This is a genomic window from Paenibacillus sp. sg306046 (assembly GCF_059821225.1).
Genome location: NZ_JCAMRT010000030.1, coordinates 1 through 26833 on the forward strand (window position 1 = coordinate 1; position 26833 = coordinate 26833).

Consider the following 26833-nt stretch of genomic DNA (forward strand, 5'->3'; position numbering starts at 1 on the left):
ATACCAGACCACCTGCTGATTGGGTTATTTTTCTATGTGACGATTTTTCGACAAGAACTTCTCACTGTCCAGATCGTCTAATAAGCCAGTACAAAGGCTCCTCCTGCTACAATATGTTTTTTGCTGGAAAGCTGTGTGGCCTGAGGCACCGAATTATAGGTCGCGGCTTCCAGCCCCGGCGCCTGGCTGTTCGTGTTGACGCCCCACGCCCACACCCTGCCCTCTTTGTCGAGCCCCAGAGAAAAGTCATGCCCGGCGGCAATGCTGACGATGGCAGGCAGCCCAGCCACGACTTCCGGCTCGAAGACGCCCTCCAGATTGCCGAGATTTTTGCCGAGCTGTCCTGTATTGTCCGCTCCCCAGGCCCACACCTGGCCGTCACGGTCCAGCGCCAGCGAATGCCGCGTGCTCGCCGCAACCTCGACGATCGACCGCAATCCCGGAATCGTCTCCGCAGGCACGATATCCGCCGTCGGGTAGCCCAATTGGCCGTAAGCGTTGCAGCCCTTCGACTTGACCGTGCCGTCCGGCTGCAGCGCCAGCAGGTGGCCGAAGCCTGCGACGATTTGCGTGCTCGCCGCCAGCTCGGGAATTTCAACCGGCGTCAGGCTGCTGACCGCCACAAAGCCTTGAAATTCGCACAGCTCCTGCGTATCGCTGCTGCTCGGGTCGGCGTTCGCATCCACGTAGTAGCTGATGCCGGTCGCGGACTGGCCGATCAGCTGCATCAATTCGGCGAACGTGCGCTTCGTATCATGCTCGCACTTGGCGCCCCAGCCATACACCTTCTGGTTGTCCAGCGTGACGAGCGAAAAGCGATGGCCGGCCGATACGGCCGTTGCTTTGCCCGGCAGGTCGATCAGCGTCGGCTTGCGCAAATCGGTGCGGCTGCCCGTGCCGAGCTGCCCGGCGATATTGTTTCCCCACACCCACACCCGGCCGTCGCTGTCCAGGGCGAGGCTGTGGCGGAACCCTGCGCTCACCTCCGTAATGGCTGGCAGCCCGGACAGCCGCTGCGGCCCGCTTACGATGCCTTTGGCGCTGTCAATGCCCACCTGGCCGTACGTATTGTCACCCCACGCATAGACGGCGCCTGTCTCGGTCAGCGCCAGCGAATGGTCGAAGCCTGCCGCGACCTGCTTGACCTTCTCCGGCAGGTCGATGCTGCTCGTCGTGCCGCCGGTCGTAAAATTCGCCAGCTGCCCGTGGGCGTTGCGCCCGCTGCCGGAAATCAGCTGCTCTCCGGCTGCGGGCCTCGGCAGCAGGCTGTACACAAGCCCTGCAGCCACGGCGACCGCAAGCAACGCGAAGAGGAGGCTGCTTGGTACGAATCGTCTGCTCATGGCTAGTTGGCAGCGAGCCGATAGTTGAACACGGTCGTCGGCACGCCGTTCACCTCATTGAAGCTGACCTGATTGTACGCAGGCAGGCTTTGCGCGATATTATCCTGAGCAATCGGCATTTTGTCGCCCGTCTTGCTCGGAATAATCAGCTGCGTAATGACCCCTTTATAGCCGCTGGCCGTCGTGTTGGTGTGAATATGACGGGTACGGCCCGTGTATTCGCCCGGATAAATCGTCGTGTATTCGTAATAGCCTTTGTCATCGGCCAGCACGTAGCCGCGCAGCTTTAATTTGTCTGCACTGAAGCTGCTTGCCGCGCCATTTGTCTCCGGATGGTAGTTACCGTTGTCGTCGGCCTGCCAAATTTCAATTTTCGCGCCTGCGACCGGCGTTGTGCCCGTATCGCCAGCGTATACATGCCCTTGCACCTTGATTTTCTGTCCAGTCAGGTTGTCATTGTTCAAGTTTCCGTCCTTGAGCGCTGCTGTTCCCGTAATGTAATACGGGCCTTGCGTCACCTGCTTGGTCAATCCCGTATCGTCCGCAGCCGTCTTCGTCGCGCCGCTCGTCGCCGTGCCGCTGCCTGATGAGGAGCTGCCTGCTGCTGCGCCGCCTGCTGACGTATTGCCAGTGCTCGCGCCGCCTGCTGCGCTCCCTCCGTTTGCTGCCGCACCTCCGCCGGTAGCCGCCGCGCTGCTTCCGCTGCCTGCAGAATTGTTTGCGCCTGCTCCAGTGCCTGCTGCACTGCCTGACGCCGGCGTTGTCGGCGTCGTATTGCCGCCGCTCTCGCCAGCGGTACAGCCTCCGAGGACAAGCATCCCTGCCAATGCGGATACTACAATTGTTTTCTGAACCATTTTCTCACCCATTCCCTTCCGTCTGTTTCTTGTCTAAGTTTGCCCATCATTTGCTATCAACCAGGTGTCATTCCGAATACTACCATGTTTCCAGTCTAATGTTCCTGAGAGATTGCTGAAAGTTAAAGACCGCAGGAAAAGGGATGCTTTTCCCGCGGCCTCGGCTGCACCTTGCTTTAGGTTGCGAGATCAAGGGATGTGTCTACGTATACAGACCAGGCCGCCGGTCCTCGAAAATCGGAATGCGGCTGCGCACCTCGCTGACCAGCCCGAGCGGAATCGTCGCGCGCACGATTTGCTCTGCTTCATCTCCTTCCGCCAGCACCTCGCCCCATGGGTCGATGACCATCGAATGTCCGAAAAACTCGGTCGTCCCGCTTATGCCGACACGGTTGCAGGAGATCACAAACATCTGGTTTTCAATCGCCCGCGCCTGCAGCAGCGTCCGCCAGTGGTGCAGGCGCGGCTTCGGCCACTCCGCCGGAACAAACAGCACCTGCGCGCCATTCAGCGCCAGCTTGCGGGCCAGCTCCGGAAAGCGGATATCATAGCAGATCATCGTACCTGCCGCTACGCCATCCAGCTGCAGGCCGCCGAGCGTATCGCCGCTTTGCAAATATTTCTCCTCGTCCATCAGCCGGAACAAGTGAATTTTAGAATAAGAGCCGACCTCCCGCCCCTCGCGGTCAAATGCATAGGTCGTATTATAAATCCCGTCAGCCCGCTTTTCCGCAACCGAGCCGCCAAGTATATTTACACCATGCTCCCGGCTGAAGGCGGACAACAAGGCGCGCGTCCGCTCGCCCCCGGCGTCTGCCAGCTCCTCGATGCGGTCCAGCGCATAGCCGGTGTTCCACATCTCCGGAATAACGATCACATCGGGCTTCGTCTCATGCGAGACAGCCTGCTGCAATAACGTCTCCAGCTTGCTGTAATTGCGCTCCGGCTCGCCGATCGCGATATCCATCTGCAGCAGCGCCACATTCCAGGTCAATTGCGTCATCGTTCTCATCCTCTTCATCTGTGTAATGGTTTAACTATAGTGGAAGCGTCGGGCAAGTTCAATGCTGAGTAAAGCAGCGTTTTTGGGCGCATCCTTTGTCTGCCGCAGTCAGCCTGTCCCCGGGCTCCGGCCGTATACAGTGCTGCCGTTTCATGGTACAGTAAAAGGATCTGACATAAGGGTTTTGCCAAGTGCCAAGTGCAGCCCGATTCTAGCTATGGAGTGAGCTTATCATGAATCCAACCTCTCAACACGCCGTCAGCGCGTTTCCGATGCAGCCTGCCGACCGCCTGCAGCAGCTGCCTACCCAATTTTTCGCCAAGCTGGTGCGCAAGGCCAACGAGCAAATCGCCGCCGGACACGATGTCATTAACCTCGGACAAGGCAACCCGGATCGTCCGACGCCGCCGCATATTGTAAAAGCGCTGCAGAACGCCGCCGAAAATCCGCTGTACCATAAATATCCGCCGTTCAGCGGGTATCCGTTTTTGAAGCAAGCCGTGGCCCAGCGCTACCGTGAGGATTACGGCGTCGAGCTGGACCCGGAGACGGAGGTCGCCATTTTGTTCGGCGGTAAAACCGGTCTTGTCGAAATCGCCCAATGCCTGCTTAATCCCGGCGATGTGTGCCTCGTGCCCGACCCCGGTTACCCGGACTATTGGTCCGGCGTCGCGCTTGCAGGCGCACGGATGGCGTTTATGCCGCTGAAGGAAGCAAACGGCTTCCTGCCGGACTACAGCTCCCTGGCGGCTGGCGATGTCGAGCAGGCGAAGCTGATGTTTATGAATTACCCGAATAATCCGACCGGAGCGGCCGCCTCCCTTTCCTTTTATGAAGAAACGGTTCGTTTTGCCAGGCAGCACGGCATCGTCGTCGCCAGCGACTTTGCCTACGGCGCGATCGGCTTCGGCGACGAAAAGCCGGTCAGCTTCCTGCAGGTTCCCGGCGCGAAGGAAGTCGGCATCGAATTTTATACGTTGTCCAAAACGTACAACATGGCCGGCTGGCGCGTCGGCTTCTGTCTCGGCAACAAGGAAATTGTGCGCATGATCAATTTGATCCAGGATCATTATTATTGCAGCCTGTTCGGCGGCATTCAGGAAGCGGCGGCGGCGGCGTTGACCGGTCCTCAGGATTGCGTCAGCGAGCTGGTGGCCGTGTATGCTTCGCGGCGCGAGGCGCTGTACACGGAGCTGGACCGGATCGGCTGGAAAACGCAGCGGTCGCAAGGCTCCTTCTTCACCTGGCTGCCGGTACCGGCAGGCTATACGTCCGAAGCGTTCGCCGACCTGCTGCTGAACGAAGCGAAAATCGTGGTCGCCCCCGGCGTCGGCTTTGGCGAGCATGGCGAAGGCTACGTCCGGCTTGGCCTGCTTTGCTCCGAGGAACGGCTGCGCGAGGCGGTTCGCCGGGTGGAAGCGCTGAATTTGTTCTGAATCCCCTGCCGCTGCTCAGGCTGAAGCCTTCGGCAAGTCTAGGGTGCGCAAAAAGCCGCGCAATCGCATGATTACGCGGCCTTTGCCTGGATTGAATCAGACAAGCACAAGATCAATTTCCTGAAACTTCGCAACTTCCGTCTTCCATCGCTCCTCGACAAACGCGACATGGTCAGGATGCTCATTGTAAGCCTGGTAATCCGCTTCACTGGCGAATTCCATGGAGAAGGCAAAATCAAAATCAGTTTTGGGACTGACCTGATGCAGCACCTCAAAATTAGCAACGACAGGTATCGCGCTTAGCAAACGTTGTCCATCCTCCAGAAAACGAATCGTTTCTGCCGATTCCTGTGAATACTTCAGTGTAAAGACGGCCATATGGCGAATGGTCCCCTTTTCCATAATTAGGCTTCTCCTCCTGTATATTCGTTGGCCATGCTGTCAAGCTGTAGAGGGTAACAACAGGGTTGCCCCTTGTCTTATATCATAGTACAACGATGCGCATTGATCAAAAAACGCAGGCAGGCCGGAGCGCCGTGCAGAATACTCGCGCCTTATCCGTCGAGAAAAATATCTGCGAGCGAAGGCTCCTTCACTCCCACACGGTATACATCGACCTCATACTGGTTCAGCACACGCAGCAGCGCGGCAATACGCGACTCCGCATCAACCTGGATGGTAAACTCCATTTCCTGCACCTCCAGAATTGCGCCGATCTGCTCCAGCCGTTCGCGCACCTCGGCCTGCGCCAATGGCGCAATCAAGGCATGCTTCACCTGCACAGCCAACCCTGACTGATAGAAGGAACGCAGCTCCTCCAGCGTGCCCATTTTCAGCAGCAGCCCGTCCTTCATAATCGCAATACGTGTACACAGCTTCTCTACCTCATCGAGATTATGCGAGGTCATAAAAATCGTTTTGCCGCTGCTGTGCAGCTTGCGGATCAAATGCTGAATCTGAATCGCAGACTCCGCATCCAGCCCGGAGGTCGGCTCATCAAGAAAAATCAGCTCCGGGTCATGGATAATCGCCTGAGCGATGCCCAGCTTTTTTTTCATGCCGAACGAATAGCTGCCAACCTTCTTGTAAGCATGCTCCTCCAACCCGACCTGCTGCAGTACCCGCACACATGCAGCCTTATCGGCCCATTTGCCCGACAGCTCCGCGTAGAAGCGCAAATGCTCAACCGCATGCGATGAGCCGTAAAAGGCCGTGAAATCCGGTAAAACCCCGATTCTTCGCTTCACCTGCTTATCCAGGGCGTGGGCGCCGAGAATGGAGCAAAAGCCGCCGCTGGGACGTATAATGCCCGTGAGCATATGAATAAAGGTGGATTTCCCTGCGCCGTTCCGGCCAAGGAAGCCAAATAGCTCGCCCTGCTCCACGATCAGGTCGATGCCCCTGACGATGTTTGCCGCACCGTAAGCTTTCGCCAGCTGCCGCGTTTCGATCGCCTTCGCAGTGACTGGATGCATCAGCATTCCCTCCTGCTGAAGCAAAGTTGGGCAGCGACCAGCAGGAGGCCGGCTAAGGCGATATTGACAACAAACGTACCATCGTCCCGCAGCAAATACGTGTACGGCATCAAGTATTGCATCCATTGAAACCAGCCGTTGGAGGTGTAGGTCAGCCATAGCCCGACGCCAGGAAAGGTCAGACCGATGATAACGCTCAGAAACATCGTATAGCCCGGACGTGGAATGAGTACAGACAGCAGCACAGACAGTCCGATCTGGTATGTCAGCAAGCTGATGATTATGGCCAGCGACCGCGCATCAAACCTATGGGTAAACAAGGCGATCAGCAGAAAAGAGCCGGCTATGCAAACGAGCCAAAACAGCAAGATGCCGAAAAACTTGCCATAAAGCAGCGCCGCCTGCGACGTTCGCGTCACGATAAACCGGGCTGTACGTTCATAGGTCTCGCGGTTGATGCAGTCATGCGATAAGCCCGCCACGAGTAATTGACCGGCCAGCATAAGGAGCGTGAGCAGCACGGCTGTCTCGATGTGCCTGGCATCGCTCGCCGTAAGCTCCAGCACAGCCGTCATCGACGCCGCTCCTTTGACCGAGAGGTAAGAGGTCAGCAGCAGCAGCGCTACCGTAATCAACGACCTCCAGCTTTTCCATAATCCCCAAAATTCCCGCTTGGCAATAACATACATTTCTTCGTTGCTCCCCCTTCAGCCTAGTGCGATCATGAATCTACTTCATTGTAGATTCGCTTCCTGAAGAGCTGCTAACGCGTACCTTAATTTTTCCTTACTTCTGCAGAAAGGAGCAGCCCCTTCACCATGTCCGCCGCCGCAGCCGGCTTTACAAATCGCGCCGCCGCATGATATGCTTGGAAAATAGGAAAACGTAATGAAGGGAACAGTAGGATCGCCCCTGCACGACCAGAGAGTAAATTCCATCGGCTGCGAGAATTTACCGTGAAGACAATCCGAACCCGCCCCTGAACGGCCAGCGATGAGTTGGACGGCTTTCCCTGCCGTTACGAGGGAACCGAGACGGATGACAGTTGTCATCAAGCAAGGTGGTACCGCGGAAGTTACAGGCTTTCGTCCTTCATGGACGGGGCCTTTTTCATGTTTCGTGACAATCGCCGTCCAGGGCCTGTGCTTATTTCATACGGAAGAGAGAAGTGTGAATCCTTATGCAGCAAGCAGTTGTGATCAAAATCGGCAGCAGCTCGCTGACCTCCAGCGAAGGCGGCCTCCATCGCCAGCACATTGAATTTTTCGCCAGCGAGCTGGCTTCTCTCCATCGGCGGGGCTGTCCCGTGCTGCTCGTCACCTCGGGCGCTGTCGCCGCCGGATTTCGCGAGCTTGGCTACGCGTCGCGGCCCAAGCAGCTGCACGAGAAGCAAGCGGCGGCCTCCGTCGGCCAGGCGCTGCTGATGCAGGCCTACCACGAAGCCTTTGCCCGTCACGGGATTGGCGTCGGCCAAATTTTGCTAACCCGCTCCGACTTCGTCAGCCGCAAACGCGTGCACAACGCGCAGATGACGCTGGAAGAGCTGCTGCGCCGCGGCATGGTGCCGATTATTAATGAAAATGATACGGTGTCCGTCGATGAGCTGAAATTCGGCGACAACGACACGTTGTCGGCGCTCGTCGCCAATCTGGTCAAGGCGCAGCGGCTGATCATCATCACCGATGTGGATGGCCTGTACACCGGCGACCCCCGCCATAATCCGGACGCGCGGCGAATCGACCGCGTTACCGAAATCAGCGAGGAGCTGTACCGGCTCGCGGGCGGCTCCGGCTCCTCGGTCGGCACCGGCGGGATGCGCTCCAAGCTGGAAGCGGCGCGGATCGCGATGCGCGGCGGCATCCCGTTGTTTATCGGCCGCGTCACCGAGCCGGGCGATACGCTGCTGGCCGCCGACGGCTCCGGTAAAGGCACGTACTTCGACACGACGGCGCACAGCCTGCCGACGAAAAAGCAATGGCTCGGCTTCCACTCCCAGCCGCAAGGCACGGTTGTCGTGGACGAGGGCGCGGAGCAGGCGCTTGTCGTCGGAGGACGCAGCCTGCTGCCCGCAGGCGTGCGCGAGGTCAGCGGCGACTTCCATCCGGGCGACGTGATCGAGGTCGTCAATCAGACGGGCCGGATGATTGGCCGCGGCGTCGTCAATTACGCCTCCTGGCAGCTGCAAGCCGTCGCCGGGCTGAGCACCGACGAGGTGCAGAAGCGGATCGAGGTGCCGCGGATCGAGGTCATTCACCGCGACGAATGGATTACGTTAGCACCTATTTAGATAAATTCAAGCTGCCAAAGGAGGCTTCCCCTATGTCCCAAATCGTTACCGATACGTTATCGTCCGAATCCGCCCAAGGCTCCGAGGTCGCGCGCAAGGCGCGCATCGCCAAGGCGGCCGCTCCCAAGCTGGCACTGCTTAGCACGGAGCAAAAAAACAACGCGCTGCTGCGGATGGCTGACGCGCTGGTCGAGCAGGCGGCGTCCATCATCGAAGCCAATGCGCTGGACCTGCATCGCGGGCGCGAAAACGGCACCAGCTCCTCGCTGCTTGACCGCATCGCCCTCAATGAAGCGCGGATCGCCGCCATGGCTGAGGGGCTGCGCGAGGTTGTGGCGCTGCCCGATCCGGTCGGCGAGGAGCTGGAAAGCATCCAGCGGCCGAACGGTCTGGCGATCCGCAAGCTGCGTGTGCCGCTTGGCGTCATCGGCATGATTTATGAGGCGCGGCCAAACGTAACCGTTGACGCAGCCGGACTTTGCCTGAAAACCGGCAACGCCGTCGTGCTGCGCGGCGGCTCGGCGGCGCTGGAATCGAACCGGCGTATTATTGAGGTGCTGCACGAGGCGCTGGCTGCGACCGACATGCCGGCCGATGCGCTCCAGCTTGTCCTTGATCCGAGCCGTTCCTCGGCAGACGAGATGCTCAAGCTGAACGGGCTGCTGGACGTGCTCATTCCGCGCGGTGGCGCTTCGCTGATCCGCAACGTCGTCCAGAACGCCTCTGTACCGGTCATTGAAACCGGAGCAGGCGTCTGCCACACCTTTATCGACGCGAGCGCTCAGCCCGACATGGCTTTGCAAATCGCCATCAACGCCAAGGTACAGCGGCCTTCCGTTTGCAACTCGATGGAAACGCTGCTCGTACACCGTGACTTTGCCGCCCGCCATCTGCGGGCGATTGCCGGACAATTCCTCCAGCAAAACGTTGAGCTGCGCGGCGACGAGGCTTCCCGCGAGCTGGTTGCGGCCATTCATCCGGTCAGCGAGCAGGACTGGGATACGGAGTATAATGACTATATTTTGAACATTCGGCTGGTCGACAGCGTGGAGGAAGCGATTGCGCATATTACTGCGCACGGCACCCAGCATTCGGAGTGCATCGTCACCGAGGATACGCACAATGCGGTCCGTTTCCTGAATGAAATTGATGCGGCAGCTGTCTACCATAACGCGTCCACCCGGTTTACAGACGGGTTCGAGTTCGGCTTTGGCGCAGAGATCGGCATCAGCACGCAGAAGCTGCACGTTCGCGGCCCGATGGGCCTGCCTGCGCTGACCTCTACGAAATATGTGATCGTCGGCAACGGCCAAATTCGCGGTTAATTCGCCTCTTCCACCATCTATAGCTGAAAAGGAGCTGTTCTCTATGTCCACCATCTGGTCCTCCCTGCGGATCGCCTTCGTCGGAGCAGGCTCCATGGCCGAAGCAATCATTCGCGGCCTTATTGATCAGGGCGGCGTTCATCCGGAGCAAATTTTCGTGACCAACCGCTCGAATGAAGCACGGCTGCAGGAGCTGGCGCAAACGTACGGCATTCGCCAGTCGCTTCACCCTTCCGAGAAAGAACAAGCGATTCGGGAAGCAAATGTCGTCGTGATCGCCTTCAAGCCGAAGGACGCCGTCGAGGGCGTCCGCGGCTTGCAAGGGCTGATGAGCGAGCGGCAGCTGGTCGTTTCCGTGATTGCCGGATTATCGACCGAAACGATTTCCGGGCTGCTTGGCAGCAGCGCCATTCCGCTTGCCCGCACGATGCCGAACACCTCAAGCACAATCGGTCTTGGCGCAACGGGGCTGAGCTTTTCAGCCGCCGCAACCGAGGAGCAGCGCGCCGTCGCCGAGCAAATATTCCGTTCAACCGGCATCGTCAGCATTGTTGAGGAGCCCTTGCTCGACTCGATCACCGGCTTGTCCGGCAGCGGCCCCGCTTATATTTACTATATGATGGAAGCGATGATTGAAGGCGGCATTCAGGGCGGTCTGGACCGGGACGAAGCTCGCCGGCTAACCGTGCAAACGGTGCTTGGAGCGGCGCGTATGGTCGAATTGACCGGCGAGGAGCCCGCCGAGCTGCGGCGCAAGGTCACCTCGCCGAACGGCACAACGCAGGCGGCCTTGGAGCTGCTTGCCAGCCGCGGCTTCCCGGAAGCCGTCGCTCAGGCCGTGCTGCGCTCAGCCAGCCGGGCTGCCGAAATCGGCGCAGTCATCAGCGACTCCGCAGCGTCAACCAACAAATAACAGCAAAGGGGCGTCCCCACTTTGACCTTAGCAACCTATGCCTCGACTTGCATCGCGACTTATCGCACTTACGACGACAAGGCTGATTTTCATAAAAAAGCGCTCGGCATTGCGGTCGGCCTGACCGTGGGCAGCTGGACCGACTTGCCTGAGGCGCGCAAAGCTGAGATGGAGCGGCATTTGGGCCAGGTCGTCGACGTAACCGTTCATGAGCCTGAGCAAGCCCAGCCGGGCGAACGGTATGCAGATATTCGCATCGCCTACCCGGACGTCAATTTCAGCCGGGATATTCCCGCGCTGCTCGTCACCGTCTTCGGCAAGCTGTCGATGGATGGCCGCATCAAGCTGATCGACCTGTCGTTCTCCGCCGGCTTCCTGTCGGCCTTCGCCGGACCGCGCTTCGGACTGCAGGGCGTGCGCGACCTGCTCGGCGTGCAGGAGCGTCCGCTGCTGATGAGCATTTTCAAATCGGTTATCGGCCACGATCTTCCGGCGCTGCGCGAGCAATTTTACCAGCAGGCGCTTGGCGGCGTCGATCTGATCAAGGACGATGAAATTTTATTCGAAAACCCGCTGACGCCGATCGAACGGCGTGTAGCGACGTGCATGCAGGCGGCCGCGCAAGCCGAAAGCGAAACCGGGCAAAAGCTGCTGTACGCCGCCAACTTGACCGGCCCGACCTTCGGGCTGATCGAGCAGGCGAAGCGGGCCATCGGCGCAGGCGCCAACGCGCTGCTGTTCAACGTGCTGGCCTACGGCTTCGACGCGCTGAGCGAGCTGGCCCGGCATCCTGACGTCAACGTGCCGATCATGGCGCATCCGGCACTGGCGGGCGCCTACTACCCGTCGGCCTACCATGGCATCGCCGCCAATGTGCTGCTTGGCAAGCTGATGCGGCTCGCCGGCGCCGATCTGGTGCTGTTCCCGTCGCCTTACGGCTCTGTTGTGATGCCGCTGGCGGAAAATATGGCGATCAAGGACGCGCTGCTGACCCGTCAGGCAACCGATTACACGCCGGGCGCAGCGCCGGAGCAGCCGCTTGCGCTGGCCGCAAGCTTCCCCGTGCCGTCCGCCGGCATTCATCCCGGTCTGGTGCCGTGGATTTTGCGCGACTTCGGCCGCGATGTCGTCGTCAATGCAGGCGGCGGCGTACATGGGCATCCGCAAGGAGCCGCAGCAGGCGGACGCGCCTTCCGCCAAGCGATGGACGCGTGCCTCGCGGGCGTGCCGCTGCGCGCTTATGCCGCTGACGGGCGTCCTGAGCTTCAGGCCGCGATTGACGCCTGGGGGATCAAGGAATGACGAGCACCTTACAAGACGGGCAGCGCCAGCGCATCATCTTTTGCGACTTTGACGGCACGATTACGATCAACGACAATATTGTCGCGATCATGAAGCATTTTAAGCCGGAAGGCTGGGAGAAGCTGGTCGAGCAAGTGCTCAGCAAGCAAATCTCGATCCGGGAAGGCGTAGGGCGCATGTTCGCCCTGCTGCCGACCGAGCGCCGACAGGAGGTCGCCGATTATGCGATCGGCAATGTGCGGATTCGCGACGGCTTCGCCGAGCTGCTTGCTTATTGCGCGCAGGAGCAGGTTCAATTTCTCGTGACTAGCGGCGGCATCGACTTTTTCGTCTATCCGGTGCTTTCGGCTTTTCCGATTCCGCAGGCGCATATTTATTGCAACGGCAGCGACTTCAGCGGCTCGCACATCCGCATCACCTGGCCGCACGCATGTGATGCGCACTGCGACAACGATTGCGGCATGTGCAAGACGGCGATTATTCGCCGCTATCCGACCGAGCAATATGAACGCATTCTGATCGGAGACAGCGTGACGGATTTCGCCGGAGCGAAGCTGGTGGACAAAGTGTTCGCCAGAGCGCAGCTGATCGACCTGTGCGAGGAGCTGCGCTTGAACTACAAGCCGTTTGAAACCTTTTATGATGTGATATCCGAACTGAAGGAGACACCTGCACGATGAACTTCAGCCACCTTACGTTAGAGGACAAGCAGCAGGCGTTCGCCGAGCTGCGCGATATCAAGACCTTGCTCGCAAACCGCAACTGGTTTCCCGGCACCAGCGGCAACTTGTCCATTCGCGTCGGCCCGTTTGAGCGTGAGCAGTTCGCCTTCGCCGTCACCGCAAGCGGCAAAGACAAGTCTGTCCATACGCCGACCGATTACTTGCTTGTGGACCAGTCCGGCCAGCCGATTGAAGCGACTTCGCTGCGTCCTTCCGCCGAAACGCTCATTCATTGCGAAATTTACAAAGCAACCGGCGCCGGCGCAATTTTCCATGTGCATACCGTCTTCAACAATGTCATCTCCGAGCTGTACGCCGAGCGGGGCAGCGTGCCGATTGACGGCGTGGAGCTGATCAAGGCGTTCAACATCTGGGATGAGGAAGCTCAGATCGACATTCCGATCGTCCCGAACTACGCCGACATTCCGCGCATCGCCGCGCTGGTGGAGCAATCCATTTTGCCGCGTATACCCGGCATTTTGATCCGCAAGCACGGGGTTTGCGCCTGGGGCGCCAATGCGTTTGAAGCGAAGCGGCATTTGGAGGCGTTCGAATTTTTATTCGAATACGCCTACCGGCTCGCCCTGCTGAACAAATAAGCGAAACGGCTTGCCGTCCGCTGGCGGGAGCAAACCTGAGTCAGTCAAGTACACTCGATGCGTCCAAAAGCTTGCTCCAGCAGCCGACGGAAACTTTTCGCCGTAGACCCGTCCCTCCTGCTTCAACATGAACAGTTGCCAAAAACGACCTTCCATCTGCGAAGGTCGTTTTGGCAATTATATAATCTATAAAGCATCAGCAAAGCTGAACAGTTGCATAACCATAAAAAAGCTGCCTCTGACCACAGGCGCTCTGAATGGCCTCGATAGAGGGTTCTTTGTAGCAGCTAAACATGCAGCTAAAAATCTTTGTGCCGGAACAGCAGCAGACCGGTAACAAAAGCAGCAGCCGTATACAGCGCTGCATAGCCAATAAACAAGTTCGAAGGCATATTCCCGCCCAAGCTAAATAGAGCCAACACCCGCTGTATATCAATCAGCCCGCTGATTTCATCGAGACCAAGCAGCTCGCCCAGCATTCTGCGCTGCAGCGAATCTGTCGGCATGATGAGGGAAATAAGCCCGGCAATGCGGAGCAGCGGCTCGATTGACTTCTCCTCCAATCCGAAGACCGTCGCCACCTTTTCAATCATCCCGCCGAGCCAGCCTGCGCCGTACAACATGGTCAGCACAGTCCCGTTGCCGAGACCCGAAAGCAGGCAGGAGCCGAGCATCGACACCGACACAAGCAGCGGCACCACAGCCGCAAACAGCAGAAACGCCGTCAGGATCGCCATCGGGCTGCGGGGAATGGCAGCGTACCAGCTCGTAATCGTTAAAATCGCGGTGAATAGCACGGCGGCATACCCGATGCCAAAGCTGACAAAGCCGAGCCATCGTCCGATGTACCAGTGCGTTCGCGGCAAAGGCCTCGGCAGCACAGACAGCAAAACGCCTTGCTCCGCTTCCCCTGATACGACGGAAAACGAACTGAATATACACAGGAAGGCCAGCACAAACGAGCCGAAGAAGAAGCCAAGCGATAAAATCATCGCCCCCCGCCCAAAGCTTTCCATCACGAAGGAAATGCTTCCCGTATCCAGCCCTGGCCTTCGCAGCTCGCCTCCGATCGCATTCCCGACATAAGCGAAAATGAAGCAAAACAGTACACTCATCAGCATCGTAATCAGCAATACCCGCTTCCGCAGCAGCTCCAGCCATGTCATTCGGACCATGATCAGCATCATCGTTCCCCCCTGTGGTTCAAGCCGGAAACAGCGCCCTGAAACCATGAATCCAGCCGGACGACGGATTTGCGAGCTTCATAAAGCGTCAAACCGTGCTCGATCAGCAATTGGTTGACCCAGCCTGCCTGTTCATCGTGCTCCAGCGTCGCCTCCAGCCACACCTCATCGGAAGAAGAGGCCCCCGGTACGCCACTGGCCCGCGTCAATGCTTCATTCCATTGCCCGCCGTCAGCTACTTGCTCTGAGCCGTCGTTGCCCGTTTCCTCTGCACTCAAGCGAATATCAAGCCCTGACACTTCGCGCAGCCAATCCAGTACAGGCAACGTAAAGCCGCTGACGTGAAACTGCCACTTTGCCTGCTCCTGCAGCACATTCCGGACAACACTTGTCTGCAAAACCTGGCCGTTATTCAGCAGTGCCACCCGATCGCAAAGTGCCTCGACCTCCTCCAACAGATGCGAATTGAGGAAAATCGTCACTCCTCTGCGCCGCAGCCGCTGCAGCAGCTGGCGGACGTCCAACCGACCCAGAGGGTCGAGGGCCGAGGACGGCTCGTCCAGAAAAACAAGCTTTGGATTGCCAACAAGTGCGCAAGCCAGACCGAGACGCTGCTGCATGCCCTTGGAATACGATTTCACCCGGTCACGGCCGCGCAACCCGATCCCTACCTCCTCCAGCAGCTCCGGCAGCTGCCGTTTCGTCTGCGTCTTGTCCAGCCCGCAGAGACGGGCATGAAGCCTAAGCACTTCTTCGCCAGTCAGCCATTCCTGATACCGATACAGCTCAGGTAAATAACCGATCAGCCGCCTTGCTTCCAGGGAGCCGATCGGCTGCCCGAACAATGTTGCCTGACCGCTCGAAGGCCGTACCAGACCAACAAGCATTTTAACAAATGTGCTTTTCCCTGCGCCGTTGGGACCGAGGAAGCCAAAGGCTTCCCCCTGTTCCACACGCAGCGTAATGTTGCGGCAGCCTCGGCCGTTGCTGTAGGCTTTGGTAAGCGCCACCGCCTCAATCGCCGCCAAACTCACGATCCGATCAGCTCCTTCACCTTGGCGAGCATGGCTTCACGGGTCGTAAGCGTCTGCACGCCATTCAGCTCCAGCAGCATGCCATTTTGCACCCAGGTCGCTTTATAATACAGCTCTCCCTTGTCCCCCTTCTCAGAAAGCAGCAGCACATCGCTGGAGCCGACCTTAACCTTTTCCGTCTGCATCCCTGTGATGACCGGCAGCGGCATGCTGCCTCCGCTGGTGACATCTGCATGGCGCAAGCTTTGCTTGACTGTATCCGGCAGCAGCGGGAAGTCCAGCACCGCTTCGAGTGCTTCCGCGACGGGTACAGCCTCTTCCACCTCAATCACCGGAACCGGTTGCTGCTCCAGCGTATAGCCGCCCCGCGCGCCAAGCGGATAAGCAAAAATAATTGGCCCCGTCTTCAGCTTAATGGTCTTTCCATCGACCGATTGCGGCAGCAGCTTTACCGCTCCCATATGCTTCATCGTTTTGTTAATCTCGTCAACCCGAATCTTGAACGTAATTTCATCGGTCGAGCCGACTCTCAGCTGGTACTTGTCAAGTTGTAAATCAGCCGGCAGGTTGAGCGGCTTGCCCAGCACTTCCTTGGCCTGCTCCGCCGTTACCCTGCCCATAGCCGTACCTGACTGGCGGGTGAACGTGCCGAATTTGTTCATTTCTTCTGTCCGGTTGCCGTCGCCTATCGCCATCGTCAGCAGCCGTTCCAGATCATCCTCCCTCACCTCGGTCACCTGCTGCATGCGAAATTGGTTCAATAATGCAGCCAAAGCTTTGTTGCCCGTTGGCGTCGCCAAAATGAGCACTGCGAGGCAAGCAGCGGCAAGCGCACCCACCCATTTTCTGGAGCACACGGACAATCGTCGGCGTTGGCGCTGCCCCATATCGGATGACTCGGCGCTGAGGCTTTCACTACCAGTATGGCGCCTTTCGGAGGCCTGAGCATCGCTGTCCATGGTCAGCTTGCCACTAGCCGCCAGCGCCACTGTCGGCTGCGCGTCGAATTCGCCGCTCTCAGCCTCGGCTATGACCGTACGGCCTCCCGAAACACGGCTCGCTGCAGCTACAGTCGCAGCTCTGCTTACACCCGTCTCTGCCTCCGTCGCTCCGCCTTCATCAGACGCTTGGCGCTCGCGTAACTCCGACCACACAGCCCACGCTGGCGCACGTTCGGCTGGCTGCAGCTTTCCCTGCAGACGCTGCCAGGCAGCTGCTATCAGCTCATGCTCTTCTTCCGTATTTCGGCCAGTATCCGTCGCAATAACCCCATCGCCTGCTGCTGAAGCCGCCTGCTGCTTCCCGGCCTCCAATGCTTTTTCTCTCATTCCTTTTAGCTCCTTCCTATTTCATGGAATTTGACACTGTGCTTGCTTCAGCCTGCCGCTTCAGCCGGACCGTAGCCCGCTGCAGCCATGACCCGATCAATGGCGGGTTCACCTGCATCTGCTCGGCGATTTCCGCGTAGCTGTAACCGGAATACCGAAGCAGCAGTACCTTGCGATCACGCTCAGGAAGCTGCTCCAGCCATTCTCTCAGCTCCTCCTGCTCCAGTTGCAGCAGCAATTGCTCTTCACTGGAGGGTTGTTGCCGCTCCATCGTTTGCACCGCCTGCTCTTGCTTGCTCTGCAAAGCCGCGTCACGCGCTTTCTTTCTCATATAGTCATAGGCAATCCGTGTCAGCACCCGCTGGAGCCATGCCCCGATTGCTCCTGGCTCGTCTGGCGGGTTGCGATATAGCCGCAGAAACACTTCCTGCGCCAAATCTTCAGCTATCGCCTCATCACGCAGCAACGCGAGCAGCTTGCGGCGTACTGTCGGATAGAAGGCGTGGAAAGTTTCTTTGAAATAGTCGGAATCCGGAATTTCCAATGGTTTTGCCTCCTTTCGACTGCAGCTATAAGAAAAGCTTCGGATCGAAGCACCTTCGATGAAAATACATCCGTGTTTTAGCGGTAGCTTTTCTTGCGACTATAGAATTATTCAGCCTCGCTGAAAACTTATAAATTCTATAGTCTTAAGAAAGACGCGGCTCGGCCCCGTTTTATAGCAACTAGGCTCACCTCACGAAAAAGAATCGAAACGCAAATTTTGCAAAGAAACCTTCACGGAGCTTCGGTCATAACGAGCAAGAAAGTGATTCTTCGCAGAAAAAAGACACCTCCTTATCCACCAGGGTCAATCCCGTTTCGTGTGGTTGAAGGAGGTGTCTTTGTATGTAGGCCGTACTTGGCCTGGCTCAGCTTACTTGCCGTATTCGCTTGGATTCGCTCTCCATGCCTGCAGCGCAGCGACATCCTGCTCTTGAATGCTGCCCTGTCCTACTGCGACGTTGATCAGCGTCGTATAGTTCGTCAACGTCTCAAACGGAATGCCTCCGCCGTCAAACGCTTCCTTGGCCTTGTCGAACTGGTAGGAGAAAATACCGAGCACGGACAGCGCCTCGGCTCCAGCCGCGTTGACCGCCTGCGCTACCTTGAGTGAGCTGCCGCCGGTGGAAATAAGGTCCTCGATGACAACCGTCTTTTGCCCTGGCTTGATCAGCCCTTCGATCAAATTTTCTTTGCCATGCCCCTTCGCCTTATCGCGCACATACACCATCGGCAGGCCAAGCTTGGCGGCTACCCAGGCAGCATGCGGAATACCGCCAGTCGCTGCGCCTGCGATCACTTCGGCATCCGGGAAGTTGTCACGGATCAGCGCTACGAAGGCGTCAGCGATCCGCTCGCGAATGTCCGGGAAGGAAATCGTCAGCCGGTTATCGCAATAAATCGGCGACTTCAGCCCCGAAGTCCATGTAAAAGGCTGCTGCGGGCGCAGCGCAACCGCGCCGATGGCCAGCAGGTCGGTTGCGATTTGCTCAGAAAGCTGCGGATTGATACGAATCGTCGTTTCGCTCATTGTAGAATCTCTCCCTCGGTTCGATTGATCGAATACTAAAGCTCCAGCAAAATCAGTTAAGCGTGCGCAGCCCCGTTCTGCTGCTCATCTGTTCGTTACACCGACGCCACAATCGCCTCAAGCGCGGCGCGCGGGTCCACAGCCGCCGTAATCGGCCGACCGATGACGATATAATCGGTGCCTTGAGCAAACGCTTGTGGAGGAGTCATGACCCGCGACTGGTCCAGAATCTCGGCTCCAGCAGGCCGAATGCCCGGCGTTACCGTCACAAAGCCAGCTCCGCAAGCATGCTTGATCGCGGCGACTTCCAGCGGCGAAGCCACAACGCCGTCCAGACCGGCTGACTTCGCAAGCTCCGCGTAGCGGATGACTGCGTCCTCCACGCTGCCGGCAATGCCGATCTCGTCATTCAGCACCGCCTGACTTGTGCTGGTGAGCTGTGTCACGGCGATCAACAGCGGACGTTTGGCCGCGCTGCCAGCTCCGGTCAGGCCCTTTTCCACACCTTCACGCGCTGCTTCCAGCATCTTAACGCCGCCCGCCGCGTGTACGTTAAACATATCGACGCCCAGCCGCGTGATGCTTTCCGCCCCGCCTTTGACCGTGTTCGGAATGTCGTGCATTTTCAGATCCAGGAACACGTTGTAGCCCTTCTCCTTCAACTCCGTGACGAACTGCGGACCTGCGCTGTAAAACAGCTGCATGCCTACCTTCATATAACACGGAATGCCCTCCAGCGAACGAACAAGCGCTTCAGCCTCTTGCGCGGTTGGGTAGTCCAGCGCGACAATGATGCGCTCCGCAACCGATGTCAGGTTTTTGCTCATAGCTTCTCCTCCAGTCGATGGTTCCATTTATAGTTCAGGCAGCTCCTTGGCTCACAAACGCTTCATTCGCATGCCAGTTCACCCATGCAGACAAGTAGCACAGGCCCCGAGGGACGCTGTGCTACTTCGTAATGATGTATGTCGATCAGACGTATTAACTGTGTACAGGCATAGCCGTGGACTGGAAGTAAATCGACTCCAGCACGTGCAGCAGCGCCTTGACCGTATCCAGCGAGGTCATGCAGACGACGCCGTTTTCGACCGCTTCGCGGCGGATGCGGAAGCCGTCGCGTTCCGGCAGCTTGCCCTTGGTCAGGGTGTTGACGACAAAGTGCGCTTCGCCGTTGCGAATCAGATCGAGAATGTTCGGCGAGCCTTCGCTCAGCTTGTTCACACGCGTCACGTTCAGACCCGCTGCTTCCAGCGCATCCGCCGTCCCGCCGGTGGCAATGATGCGGTAGCCGATTGTGCCGAAGCCGCGCAAAATTTCCGTCGCTTCTTCTTTATCCTTATCGGCAATCGTTGCAATAATCGCGCCTGTCGGCGGCACCTTCATGCCGGAGCCGATCAAGCCTTTATACAGCGCCTTGGCAAATGTTTTGTCGCGGCCCATAACCTCGCCCGTCGATTTCATCTCCGGACCAAGCGTCGTATCCACGCGGCGCAGCTTGGCGAAGGAGAACACCGGCACTTTGACAGATACGTAAGTATCTTCCGGCCACAGACCTGTTTCGTAGCCCATATCCTTCAAGGTTTCGCCCATGATCACACGGGTTGCCACGTTCGCCATCGGGATGTTCGTAATTTTGCTCAGGAACGGCACCGTACGCGAGGAGCGCGGGTTTACCTCGATGACGTACACTTCGTCCTGGAAGATAACGAACTGGATGTTAACAAGTCCGACTACCTGCAGACCGCGGGCGATCTTCGTGGTAATGTCGATAATTTTCGCTTTCAGCTCCGCCGAAATTGTCTGTGTCGGGTACACTGCAATCGAGTCGCCGGAGTGAACGCCAGCGCGCTCGATATGCTCCATAATGCCCGGAATGAGCACCGTGTCCTTATCGCAGATCGCGTCCACTTCAACTTCCTTGCCGAGCATGTAACGGTCAATCAGTACCGGATGCTCCGGGTTGATTTTCACCGCATATTCCATGTAGCTGAGCAGTTCTTCATCGGAGTAGACGATTTCCATCGCCCGGCCGCCCAGTACGTACGAAGGGCGCACCAGCACCGGATAGCCGAAGTTAGCCGCCATGCCAACCGCCTGGTCGACTGAGGTAACTGTGCCGCCTGGAGGCTGAGCAATGTCCAGACTGCGCAGCAGCGCTTCGAACTTCTTGCGGTCTTCCGCCGCGTCGATGTTGGCCAGGTCGGTGCCGAGAATCCGCACGCCTGCCGCCGACAGCGGAGCAGCCAGGTTGATCGCCGTTTGCCCGCCGAACTGAACGATAACGCCGATCGGCTGCTCGCGTTCGATTACGTTCATGACATCCTCGAAGAACAGCGGCTCGAAGTACAGCCGGTCCGACGTATTGAAGTCCGTCGAAACCGTCTCCGGATTGTTGTTGATAATGACTGCTTCATAGCCGGCTGCCTGAATCGCCCATACCGCATGAACGGTCGAGTAGTCAAATTCAATCCCTTGACCGATCCGGATCGGACCGGAGCCAAGTACAACAACCTTCTGCTTCGTCGTTGCCTTCACTTCGTCTTCCGTCTCATAAGTCGAGTAGTAGTAAGGCGTCGTCGCTTCAAATTCAGCGGCGCAAGTATCAACCATTTTGTAGACCGGCTTGATGCTCAGTCCCAGTCGGTAAGCGCGCACGTCCGCTTCCTGCGTCAAGTTCAGCCCTTGATCCGCACCGCGGCGCACTTCAGCAATCGCGCGATCCGTGAAGCCTTTGCGTTTCGCATCCAGCAGCAGCTCGGCGGACAGCTCAGGCGCCAGCAGCTCTTGCTCAAACTGGATCATGCCTTCCAGCTTATACAGGAACCACCAGTCGATTTTGGTCAGATCCTGTATTTGTTGAACCGAATAGCCGCGGCGCAGCGCTTCGGCAATCAGGAACATCCGCTCGTCGTCCGGCTTGATCAGACGGCTTTCCAGCGTCGCCTGGTCCAGCAGATCCGTTTCCTTGAGGAACAAGCGATGGACGCCGATTTCAAGCGACCGGATTGCTTTGTGGATGGACTCCTCGAATGTCCGGCCGATGGCCATAACTTCGCCGGTTGCTTTCATTTGTGTCCCCAGCTTGCGGTTCGCCGAAGTAAACTTGTCGAACGGCCAGCGTGGAATTTTCGATACGATATAGTCAAGCGTCGGCTCGAAGCAAGCGTACGTCTGGCCGGTAACCGGGTTGACGATTTCGTCCAGCGTGTAGCCGATGGCGATTTTCGCCGCCATTTTTGCGATCGGGTAGCCAGTCGCCTTGGACGCCAGCGCCGAGGAGCGGCTTACCCGCGGGTTTACTTCGATGACATAATATTGGTAGCTGTGCGGATCAAGCGCGAACTGCACGTTGCAGCCGCCTTCGATGCTCAGCGCGCGAATAATTTTCAGCGAAGCCGAGCGGAGCATCTGGTACTCGCGGTCGGACAACGTCTGGCTCGGCGCAACGACGATGGAATCGCCTGTGTGTACGCCAACCGGGTCGAAGTTTTCCATGTTGCACACCACGATACAGTTATCGTTGGCGTCGCGCATGACTTCGTATTCGACTTCCTTCATGCCTGCGATGCTTTTCTCAATCAGACACTGGTTAATCGGGCTGTAGCGAATACCGGATGCTACCGTCTCGCGCAGCTCCTCTTCACTGGCGCAAATACCGCCGCCCGTACCGCCCAGCGTGTAAGCCGGACGAACGATGATCGGGTAGCCGATCTCGTTCGCAAACGTCACCGCTTCCTCAACCGTCGTTACGATGACGCTATCCGGCACCGGCTGCTCCAGCTCGCGCATCAGGTCGCGGAACAGGTCGCGGTCTTCCGCTTGCTCAATCGCCGACAGCTGCGTTCCGAGCAGCTTGACGTTTTCGCGCTCCAGCACGCCTGCGCGTGCCAGCTCCACCGCCATGTTCAAGCCGGTTTGTCCGCCCAGCGTCGGCAGCAAGCCGTCGGGACGCTCCTGGCGAATAATTTGCGTCACAAATTCCAGCGTAATCGGTTCGATATATACTTTATCGGCCATGTTTGTATCGGTCATGATCGTGGCCGGGTTGCTGTTGATCAGGATGACCTCGTAGCCTTCTTCCTTCAACGCCTGGCAAGCCTGCGTACCGGCGTAGTCAAATTCCGCCGCCTGGCCGATGACAATCGGGCCCGAACCGATGACGAGAATTTTTTTGAGTTCATTATTTTTTGGCATAGGATAATTCTCCTTTCGAGTCGGTTCCGGCTGCAGGTTTGGACGCTTCGTACGCTGCAGCAATTTGCGCCTGACGCGGCGGCTTCGGCGCATTCCGCTTATGATCGCGGATCATCGTCAGGAAGTCGTCGAACAAGTAGCTGGAGTCAAACGGCCCTGGAGCCGCCTCCGGATGATATTGCACGGAGAAAGCCGGGAATTGCTTGTGGCGCAAGCCTTCAATCGTCCGGTCATTGTTATTGATGTGCGTCACTTCCAGCTCCGTGCCTGCGATGGATTCTTCCTTCACCGTGTACCCGTGATTCTGCGAGGTGATGTAGCAACGGCCGGATTGCAGATCCTTGACCGGATGGTTGCCGCCGCGATGGCCGAACTTGAGCTTCTCGGTATCCGCGCCGCTTGCGAGCGCAAACAGCTGATGCCCGAGACAGATGCCGAAGATCGGGAACTCGCCAAGCAGCTCGGCGATCATGCTCGCCGCATGCGGCACATCCTTCGGGTCCCCAGGGCCGTTGGACAGCAGAATGCCGTCCGGTGCAAGCCGGCGGATTTGCTCGGCTGTCGCGTCCTGAGGCACGACAACAACGTCGCAGCCGCGCTTCGTCAAGTCGCGGAGAATACCGCTTTTCGAGCCGAAATCAACGAGCACAACCCGCTCCTTCGTGCCCGGTGCGCTGTATACCGATTTTGTGGACACACGCGATACCTGATCGGTCATCAGCGCAGTTCCTTTCATCTGCTCCAGCAGCTCCTCCACCCGTTTGTCCGAGGTTGTCAAAATGCCCTTCATAACACCGTGGTGGCGAATCCGGCGCGTCAGCATCCGGGTGTCAACGCCGCTGATCCCGATAATGCCGTACTCCTTCAGCAGGCTGTCAAGCGAATATTCCGCTCTCCAGTTGCTCGGCACCGCCTCATGCTCCCGCACGACAAACCCGTGGATGAACGGACGAATCGACTCAAAGTCATCGCGCGCAATCCCGTAGTTGCCGATCAGCGGATACGTCATCGTGACGATCTGCCCGCAGTAAGAAGGGTCCGAAAGCACCTCCTGATATCCCGTGATGCCTGTATTAAAGACGACCTCGCCAACCGAGTCGCCGGTGCTTCCGAACGCTTTGCCGGTAAACAATGTACCGTCTTCCAACAACAATCTTGCCTGCATGGATCTTCACTCCTTCTGTAAATGGTAATGCTGTATGTGTGCGAAAGACTGTCAGGACCAGGCCTTCCGTCGTATTCGTGCAGCAGCGGTCCGCTTACGCGCTCCAGACGATGCTGCCGTCGACGACGGTCATCGTCGGCCAGCCTTGCAGCTTCCAGCCTGTAAACGGGGTGTTGCGTCCCTTGGAAGCAAACGCGGCAGGATCAACCTCGCGCTCTGTTTCCAGGTCAATCAAAGTCAGATCAGCCGGTTTACCCTCAGCGATCGTGCCCCACGGCAATCCAAACACCTCGGCAGGCAGCTTCGTCATCTTCTCCACTAGAAACTCCAGCGTCCATTCGCCGGTCGCGACGAATTTCGTGTACAGCAGCGGGAACGCTGTCTCGAAGCCGACGATGCCAAACGGTGCGAGATCGACGCCGCGCGCCTTTTCTTCCTCGCTATGCGGCGCATGGTCGGTGACCACGATATCAATCGTGCCGTCGACCAGCCCCTCGATGCAGGCTTGTACATCACGCGGGGTGCGAAGCGGCGGGTTCATTTTCCAGTTGGCGTCCATGCCCGGAATGTCCTCGTCGGACAGCAGCAGGTGATGCGGGCAAACCTCCGCCGTTACCTTGATGCCGATCTGCTTCGCATGACGAATCAGGCGTACCGACTGCTCCGTGCTCACATGGCACACATGGTAATGCGCGCCCGTTGCCTCTGACAGCAGGATGTCACGTCCGACATGAATCGCCTCCGACTCGTTCGGAATTCCTTTCAAGCCGTGCTTGCGGACGAACTCGCCTTCGGAAAAAGCAGCTCCCTCGACCAGCGTATTGTCCTCACAGTGCGCGATGATCGGCATGCCGATCGACGCGGCCTTCGCCATCGCGTCCTTCATCATTTGCGCGCTTTGCACGCCGACGCCGTCATCGGTATAGCCGATCACGCCTGCTGCCTTCAGCGCGTCGAAGTCGGTCAGCTCGCGGCCCAGCTCGCCCTTCGTAATACAGCCGTAGGGCAGCACGCGTACGATGCCTTCCGTCTTCGCTTTGTCCAGCACATAGTTCACCGTATCCACCGTGTCGATGACCGGACGTGTATTCGGCATGCAGGCGATCGTTGTAAATCCGCCCTGTGCCGCCGAGCGCGTCCCCGTAGCGATCGTTTCCTTATGCTCGAACCCCGGCTCGCGCAAATGCACGTGCATGTCGATCAGCCCCGGCGTCAGCAGCTTGCCTGCCGCATCAACGACGGTATGCCCCGCCGTGTCCGGCGCCGGACCGCCGTCGACGATCCGCGCAACCGTCTGGCCTTCGATCAGCACATGTTTTGTTCCCCGTTCATTACCTGCGGTTACGACGCTTGCGTTCAGTATCCAGATGCCCATAAGAACCTCCATGTTATTCATCTATTGCAAATCTTGCGCCGCGCTTCGTTTTCCATTACAGAAAGCCGGCGCCAAGCTGCGTCAATCAAGCTTCGTTGGCTGCGGTCAGATGCGCTCCGGCAGTTTTATCGCCATCGCGCCTGCCGTGTGCGCCTCGCGTCCTAGCTAAGCGCACGCTCGATGACCGCCATCCGGATCGGCACGCCGTGGCTCATTTGCTGGAAAATTTTCGACCGCTCGCATTCAACCAGCTCATCGTCGATCTCGACATTCCGGTTAAACGGAGCCGGGTGCATAATGATCGCATGCGGCGTCATTTGCGCAGCCCGCTCGGCTGTCAGGCCGTAAGCGGCGCGGTATTCCTCGGCAGAGCCAAAAATCGTGCCCTCGTGACGCTCCAGCTGCACGCGCAGCATCATCACCACATCCGCGCGCAGCGCTTCCTCGATCGTGACGTACGGCGCATGCTCAGCCAGCTCATCCGCCCGCATCTGCGGCGGCGCGCAGAAGCTCACCTCGGCGCCCAGCGTTTGCAGCGCCCACAGATTCGACCTGGCTACGCGGCTGTGCTGAATATCGCCGACGATGGCCACCTTCAGCCCTTTGAACTCGCCGAACTGCTTGCGCATCGTGTACAAATCCAGCAGCGCCTGCGTCGGATGCTCACTGTTGCCGTCGCCCGCGTTGATCAGCGGCACCTTGATGCGGGAGGCCAGCTCTGGCAGCAGTCCGTTCGGCTTCATCCGGATTACGCCAGCGTCGATCCCCATCGACTCCAGCGTCCGAACCGTATCGTAGATCGACTCGCCCTTCTGCACGCTGGAGACAGCTGCTGCGAAGTTCAGCACCTCCGCGCCCAGTCGCTTCTCGGCAACCTCGAAGGAAAAACGCGTCCGTGTGCTATTCTCGAAAAACATATTGGCGACAAACCGCCCCTGCAAATGGCCGGTCACCTTAACCGGATATTGCTCCCAGTACGCGGCCCGGTCGAGAATCGCAGTCAGCTCGCTTGCGGCCATTCCTTTTGTGCCGAGCAGGTGCTTGCTGGATTGAAGTAGCTGTGTCATTCGCTTGGCCTCCTCTGTCCTGTAATCAACACTTGATCCATGTCATCCGATTCCGTCAGCTGCACCTCAATGCTTTCCATCCGGGAGGTCGGGATGTTTTTCCCGACGTAATCGGGCCGGATCGGCAGCTCCCGATGTCCGCGGTCCACCAGCACAGCCAGCTGAATCATCTGCGGCCGCCCGAGATCCATCAGCGCGTCCATCGCCGCCCGCACCGTTCGGCCTGTATATAACACATCGTCCACCAAAATGATCTTCTTATTATGTACCGCCAGCTCTTCCTGAGTCTGTTCGGCTGTCAGATCGTTGTCCGGCGCCCCGACCGTTTCCAACGACACCGTACGATCATCGCGGTATTTGGTCACATCCACCTCGCCGACAACAACCGTCACTTCCTCGATCTCATGAATGCGGTCTGCAATCCGCCGCGCCAGATGAATGCCCCGCGTGCGGATGCCAACGAGAATGCAATCCTGAAAGCCCTTGTTGCGCTCCAATATTTCATGCGCGATGCGCGTCAGCGCTCTGCGAATCGCCGTTTCATCCATCAAAACATGATCCGTTTGCTGCATGATCTCCGCCTCCCTACCGCTGATGCCCTGCGTTCCGCCGACGCGGCAAGACACCAAAAAAACCTTGCCGGATCGACAA

At 58.2% G+C, this 26833-nt stretch carries 24 protein-coding genes and 1 other annotated feature; of the genes, 7 read left to right on the top strand and 17 right to left on the bottom strand.

Translation table 11 applies throughout. From position 1 onward, the window contains the following. Positions 1-77 precede the first annotated feature (77 nt). The 3 genes from AC6ROY_RS22670 to AC6ROY_RS22680 all read right to left on the bottom strand — a co-directional run bounded on the left by AC6ROY_RS22670 (position 78) and on the right by AC6ROY_RS22680 (position 3203). The gene (locus tag AC6ROY_RS22670; RefSeq protein ID WP_500102855.1) at positions 78-1343 is read right to left on the bottom strand and encodes an RCC1 domain-containing protein; all 1266 of its coding nucleotides are present in this window, start codon (positions 1341-1343) and stop codon (positions 78-80) included. Between the two features lie 2 nt (positions 1344-1345). Continuing rightward, entirely contained in the window at positions 1346-2200 is an 855-nt protein-coding gene (locus tag AC6ROY_RS22675; protein WP_500102856.1) for a dioxygenase family protein, read from the bottom strand. Positions 2201-2402: 202 nt separating this feature from the next. Next, positions 2403-3203, bottom strand: a complete 801-nt coding sequence (locus AC6ROY_RS22680; protein ID WP_500102857.1) for a carbon-nitrogen family hydrolase — start codon at positions 3201-3203, stop codon at positions 2403-2405. Positions 3204-3436: 233 nt separating this feature from the next. Between AC6ROY_RS22680 and AC6ROY_RS22685 the strand changes: the two genes are divergently transcribed. Next, the gene (locus AC6ROY_RS22685) at positions 3437-4639 is read left to right on the top strand and encodes a pyridoxal phosphate-dependent aminotransferase (protein WP_500102858.1); all 1203 of its coding nucleotides are present in this window, start codon (positions 3437-3439) and stop codon (positions 4637-4639) included. Between the two features lie 96 nt (positions 4640-4735). On the opposite strand, the gene AC6ROY_RS22690 is transcribed toward AC6ROY_RS22685, so the two are convergent. The 3 genes from AC6ROY_RS22690 to AC6ROY_RS22700 all read right to left on the bottom strand — a co-directional run bounded on the left by AC6ROY_RS22690 (position 4736) and on the right by AC6ROY_RS22700 (position 6803). After that, a complete protein-coding gene (locus tag AC6ROY_RS22690) occupies positions 4736-5041 on the bottom strand; it encodes a Dabb family protein (protein WP_500102859.1) in 306 nt (101 codons plus the stop codon). A gap of 152 nt (positions 5042-5193) precedes the next feature. After that, positions 5194-6114 (bottom strand): ABC transporter ATP-binding protein, encoded by a 921-nt coding sequence (locus AC6ROY_RS22695; protein ID WP_500102860.1) that lies wholly within the window; start codon positions 6112-6114, stop codon positions 5194-5196. After that, complete coding sequence (locus AC6ROY_RS22700; protein WP_500102861.1) at positions 6114-6803, bottom strand: ABC transporter permease; 690 nt, start codon at positions 6801-6803, stop codon at positions 6114-6116. Before AC6ROY_RS22700 ends, AC6ROY_RS22695 begins: the two co-directional genes overlap by 1 nt. A gap of 190 nt (positions 6804-6993) precedes the next feature. Continuing rightward, positions 6994-7210, top strand: a binding site (T-box leader). Positions 7211-7294: 84 nt separating this feature from the next. On the opposite strand from AC6ROY_RS22700, the gene proB reads away from it, so the two are divergent. From proB to AC6ROY_RS22730, 6 genes are read left to right on the top strand one after another with little or no spacing between them, the layout of a single operon-like run. Beyond that, complete coding sequence (proB, locus tag AC6ROY_RS22705; protein ID WP_500102862.1) at positions 7295-8401, top strand: glutamate 5-kinase; 1107 nt, start codon at positions 7295-7297, stop codon at positions 8399-8401. Between the two features lie 32 nt (positions 8402-8433). Further along, positions 8434-9726: a glutamate-5-semialdehyde dehydrogenase gene (locus tag AC6ROY_RS22710; RefSeq protein WP_500102863.1), complete on the top strand. Its 1293-nt coding sequence runs from the start codon at positions 8434-8436 to the stop codon at positions 9724-9726. Between the two features lie 43 nt (positions 9727-9769). Beyond that, positions 9770-10639 (top strand): pyrroline-5-carboxylate reductase, encoded by an 870-nt coding sequence (gene proC / locus AC6ROY_RS22715; protein ID WP_500102864.1) that lies wholly within the window; start codon positions 9770-9772, stop codon positions 10637-10639. 21 nt (positions 10640-10660) lie between these two features. Next, entirely contained in the window at positions 10661-11941 is a 1281-nt protein-coding gene (locus AC6ROY_RS22720; protein WP_500102865.1) for a 2,3-diketo-5-methylthiopentyl-1-phosphate enolase, read from the top strand. Continuing rightward, a complete protein-coding gene (locus AC6ROY_RS22725; protein ID WP_500102866.1) occupies positions 11938-12621 on the top strand; it encodes a 2-hydroxy-3-keto-5-methylthiopentenyl-1-phosphate phosphatase in 684 nt (227 codons plus the stop codon). Before AC6ROY_RS22720 ends, AC6ROY_RS22725 begins: the two co-directional genes overlap by 4 nt. Next, positions 12618-13262, top strand: a complete 645-nt coding sequence (locus AC6ROY_RS22730) for a methylthioribulose 1-phosphate dehydratase (protein ID WP_500102867.1) — start codon at positions 12618-12620, stop codon at positions 13260-13262. Before AC6ROY_RS22725 ends, AC6ROY_RS22730 begins: the two co-directional genes overlap by 4 nt. 299 nt (positions 13263-13561) lie before the next feature. Here AC6ROY_RS22730 and AC6ROY_RS22735 read toward each other — a convergent pair whose 3' ends face one another. From AC6ROY_RS22735 to pyrR, 11 genes are all read right to left on the bottom strand, one after another. Further along, entirely contained in the window at positions 13562-14449 is an 888-nt protein-coding gene (locus AC6ROY_RS22735) for an ABC transporter permease (protein WP_500102868.1), read from the bottom strand. Beyond that, a complete protein-coding gene (locus tag AC6ROY_RS22740) occupies positions 14446-15480 on the bottom strand; it encodes an ABC transporter ATP-binding protein (protein WP_500102869.1) in 1035 nt (344 codons plus the stop codon). Before AC6ROY_RS22740 ends, AC6ROY_RS22735 begins: the two co-directional genes overlap by 4 nt. Then, positions 15477-16808 carry a hypothetical protein gene (locus AC6ROY_RS22745; RefSeq protein ID WP_500102870.1) on the bottom strand — a complete coding sequence of 444 codons (1332 nt, stop codon included), beginning with the start codon at positions 16806-16808 and terminating at the stop codon, positions 15477-15479. Before AC6ROY_RS22745 ends, AC6ROY_RS22740 begins: the two co-directional genes overlap by 4 nt. Positions 16809-16824: 16 nt before the next feature. Further along, the gene (locus AC6ROY_RS22750; protein WP_500102871.1) at positions 16825-17352 is read right to left on the bottom strand and encodes a sigma-70 family RNA polymerase sigma factor; all 528 of its coding nucleotides are present in this window, start codon (positions 17350-17352) and stop codon (positions 16825-16827) included. 372 nt (positions 17353-17724) lie between these two features. Then, on the bottom strand, positions 17725-18381 hold the full coding sequence (pyrE, locus tag AC6ROY_RS22755) for an orotate phosphoribosyltransferase (protein ID WP_500102872.1): 657 nt from the start codon (positions 18379-18381) through the stop codon (positions 17725-17727). Positions 18382-18476: 95 nt separating this feature from the next. Continuing rightward, entirely contained in the window at positions 18477-19208 is a 732-nt protein-coding gene (gene pyrF, locus AC6ROY_RS22760; protein ID WP_500102873.1) for an orotidine-5'-phosphate decarboxylase, read from the bottom strand. 154 nt (positions 19209-19362) lie between these two features. Next, positions 19363-22575, bottom strand: coding sequence for a carbamoyl-phosphate synthase large subunit (carB, locus tag AC6ROY_RS22765; protein WP_500102874.1), 3213 nt, complete (start codon positions 22573-22575; stop codon positions 19363-19365). After that, positions 22562-23740, bottom strand: a complete 1179-nt coding sequence (locus AC6ROY_RS22770; protein WP_500102875.1) for a carbamoyl phosphate synthase small subunit — start codon at positions 23738-23740, stop codon at positions 22562-22564. Before AC6ROY_RS22770 ends, carB begins: the two co-directional genes overlap by 14 nt. A gap of 94 nt (positions 23741-23834) precedes the next feature. Next, positions 23835-25115, bottom strand: coding sequence for a dihydroorotase (gene pyrC, locus AC6ROY_RS22775; RefSeq protein WP_500102876.1), 1281 nt, complete (start codon positions 25113-25115; stop codon positions 23835-23837). Positions 25116-25276: 161 nt separating this feature from the next. Continuing rightward, positions 25277-26182: an aspartate carbamoyltransferase catalytic subunit gene (locus tag AC6ROY_RS22780; protein WP_500102877.1), complete on the bottom strand. Its 906-nt coding sequence runs from the start codon at positions 26180-26182 to the stop codon at positions 25277-25279. After that, entirely contained in the window at positions 26179-26754 is a 576-nt protein-coding gene (gene pyrR, locus AC6ROY_RS22785; protein WP_500102878.1) for a bifunctional pyr operon transcriptional regulator/uracil phosphoribosyltransferase PyrR, read from the bottom strand. The genes AC6ROY_RS22780 and pyrR overlap by 4 nt, the downstream gene beginning before the upstream one ends. Positions 26755-26833 lie beyond the last annotated feature (79 nt).